The following is a 3,572-nucleotide window of genomic DNA, read 5'->3' as shown; positions in this document are numbered from 1 at the left end:
CCGTGCCCAGCAGCCTTACGAGGTGTCGTATATAAAATCGAAGCAGAAGCGAAAGGGGAATACATCTCACCCTCCTCCTCTGTGTTTTGCGCAGCAAAACATAGGGGAGGTGTCCGGAGGACGGAGGGGGTAAAAAACAGAGACAGCAACAAAATCAAGTATCAAACTCTCCCCTGCCGTGTCCCGCAGCATTGCGGGGTGTCGCACAGCGATAGGGGGAGTGCCCAAAGGGCGAGGGGATTAAAATACAGCGACAGCAACAAAATCAGGTATCAAACTCTCCCCCTGCCGTGCCTAGCAGCATTGCGGGACGCTACAAAACAATAGGAAGAAAAGACTACTTCTCAACCCTCCTCCTCTGTGTTTTGCGCAGCAAAATATAGGGGAGGTGGCCGAAGGACGGAGGGGTTAGAAAAGAATAAAAAAAGAGTCGATGTCTAAAAGAGAAATAAGTAAATAAGGATAAATTTATGTTGCATCTTTATAATATCTATCAATCTGAATACAAGATAGATAAAAATTATTTATTACAAAATCGATAAATAATTAAGAAATCACTATAAACTAATTAAAAATATGCTTATATTTGTGTTGATACCGTAAATGGACTCGCGGTGGTATCGAACAGATATACCACGAGAGGAGGTTTTATATAGCCTCCGGTCCATGATGATGCAAATAGCGATTTGCATTAGGAGTCCATTTACAGTATCAATTACTCACTCATCAGGGTCGGAGGCTTTTTTATATAAAAAGCGATGACAAAATATTCTTTCTTACGGCTTAGATTATTAAGAACAATCCGGGAATGGATTTGTTCAGCGAACATGATTGATATAGAACATTTTACAAAAATATTCTATTCACTCGGCGAAATCGATCAGTCTATTGTTAAAAAATACATACACGGAGATTCTATAAGAAACATCTCCCGATGTCTCGGCTATTCAGAGTCCTTTATTTACGAAAGGATATACAAATTTCACAAGAAAATACGAAAAGTTTCTCGTCACGAGAAGGCACAAGATTTCGACTAAATCCAGCTTCCGCAGATTTACTCCACAACGACAGACTCGGTACTGACAATAACAAAGCAGCCGGTCTCTAAAAGACCGGCTGCTCAATAACTCTATCCTTAAAAGGATCAACGAATACTTTTCATTTTAAGATTTTGTCTGATAAGGGACTGCATATGAAGTTTTTCTGTTGCAGACAACGGTTTCATTTCCGACAATTTCATCTCGTTTTTCAACAACTTTATCGACGACGGGATATTAGTATTTGCGGCTGCGGCTTGAACAGATCCTTTAAAGAAGAGAGATGCATTCCACAAATCATACCACCCTAAGCTAAAATTGCTGTCACTGGGGTCGGCATCGGCATTAAAGCAATAAAGTCCACACCAACGATCTTGCGCATATACAACCTCGTCGCCTTGTGCATTTTCAGCGAAGTTTACATATTCAAAATTATCGGTTTCACTCTCTGGAAGTCCTGCGAAAGTGAAAATAGCGTTAACCATTCCGACATTAGTTTCTACCTGCATAACTCCCATAATTTGTAAATCAGCAATTCTAAAACCATTATCGGTCACTTCGGCTTCCAGTTGATTGGGATACCCATCCTTAAAATAGAAATGGTCTATTACAAGCGTATCAGGATTATTTGCATGTTTTAATGAAAACTCAGTATCGAATCCCATAGGTGTACTTCCGGGTTGTTGTGTTTGAAGATCATATTGATAGAACAAGAATCCGAATGTACCTGTAAAATCACTTTCTTGTGCAGCAGTATACTCCCAATAAGGAGCTGCAACGGTTTGAGTTTCTTCATCGACGCCACCAACCAATGCAGCAGACACATTTCCGCCGGCATCAGCGAAAGCACCCTCGGCAAAATCGAGGAATACATACGATACGGCTTCATTCTCGTCAAACACTACACTTTCGGGCAAAGTAATCGTAACAGACTCATTATTGATAGCGACACTCTCGATCGTACCGCTGGCATAAGAGGTAAGGTTACCCTTCGTCACATCGTAGGTGATAGCACCGCTTCCTCGAACAACGGTCTCGTTGAAAGTCAAAACGACACTGCGTCCGCCGTTCGTAGCTTTATATTTATTACCGTCGGGAACGTTCACCAAATAAGGAGCCTCTTCGTCGGGCAATTCGACAGATGCCGAAGCCACAGCCCCGCAAACGCCTTTGTCATTGGATGCCACAGCATATACATAGTACGTAGCCCCTAAATTCTGGTTAGAAAGCGTACCGCTCACGCTGGGTTTTTCGGCAGCTTTCACCAATGTAGAGCCTTCGTATTTCGCTTGCAATAACTGGTCGGGATCGACAGTCATCGCCTCGTCGGTCACAATATAAGAATAATATACGGTTCCCTCTGCCGGAGTAATGGTTACCTTGAAAGCATCCACGGCTGTTTTCTCAGCCGTCACCGTTACGGCAGGACCTTCGCCCATATCCACCGGCGTAAAGTCTTCGAATTCGGTGCAACCTGCCCCCATGAGGCAGATTGCAGAGAATAATCCTATAATATATTTTTTCATTGCTCTATAATTTTATTATTCTTCAACTTTTTTCAGAGTGACGGTTTGTGCACCGCTTGCAGCATAGCCCGGTTGTTCCACAATCGTCGCGATCACATAGGTATTTATGGAAATGGTTCCATTAGAAACCTGAGCCGTTGCCGAGCTTGCGCCATTGAAATCGAGACTCAAAGTATAAGAACCAGCAGTACCCAAATCCTGACCGGCGTTAATCGTTATCGATCTGAAATCGGAACTTACCGTACCCATTACCGATTTATAAGTCGCGCCACTCGCCGACGGAACGATCTGCGTAAACCAAACTCGATCTACATAGTCTGCGTCTTTCACGACTTCGCAAGTCCAATTTTGCATTTGAGACGTACCGAACGGATCCAGACCCGATGCATTATATTTACCCAAGATTCCGGCAGCAGCCAACGGGTGATCGTCATCGCTGATCGTGACGGTAGTCGTGTAGTTCGCGCCTAAATTACAGCCTTCGGGGGCAGAAAGTTTGATATCGAAACACACATCGCCATCATAGTCGTCGTTATCGATAGGTTCGATCAATATGTAAGCGACCATCTCGCCGTCAGCGGTAAACGACAAAGTATTCGACGTATTTTTCAAACGGTAATTCACGCCCTCTTTCGCAGCGTTTTTACCGGCATAGGCAGTCGTATCGATTTCAAAACCCACCGACACGTCGAGCCCTTTGGAAGCGACCAACGAAACGGGTATTTTAACCTCGCTACCGGCATTCTCGGCTATGGAAGTGGACTTACTGTCAAAAGCCACGAATGCATCTTTATCGCTGAACATAGGAGTATCCACCGATTGGCACGAAGCTAACACCCCTCCTACAACAGCCGCATATATAAATTTACTTATTTTCATAATTGTCTTCTATTAAAATTTATTTGCTTTGATAACCGGGATTCTGATCCATATTGTCGTTATACAAAATATCGTTCTCGGGAATTGGCAATGCCCAACGATAGCTCGGGAAATCGATATTTTTCGTGAG

At 43.4% G+C, this 3,572-nt stretch carries 2 protein-coding genes; both read right to left on the bottom strand.

The window, feature by feature from the left end:
* Positions 1-1,144: 1,144 nt before the first annotated feature.
* Complete coding sequence (locus QVD32_RS12715) at positions 1,145-2,563, bottom strand: hypothetical protein (RefSeq protein ID WP_195241963.1); 1,419 nt, start codon at positions 2,561-2,563, stop codon at positions 1,145-1,147.
* 15 nt (positions 2,564-2,578) lie between these two features.
* A complete protein-coding gene (locus tag QVD32_RS12710; protein WP_287710321.1) occupies positions 2,579-3,442 on the bottom strand; it encodes a hypothetical protein in 864 nt (287 codons plus the stop codon).
* Between the last annotated feature and the right edge of the window lie 130 nt (positions 3,443-3,572).

It is taken from the genome of Barnesiella sp. (genome assembly GCF_022723415.1).
GTDB lineage: Bacteria > Bacteroidota > Bacteroidia > Bacteroidales > Barnesiellaceae > Barnesiella > Barnesiella intestinihominis.
The sequence above is the reverse complement of the archived record's forward strand: the minus strand, read 5'-3'. Positions and strand labels throughout refer to the sequence as shown.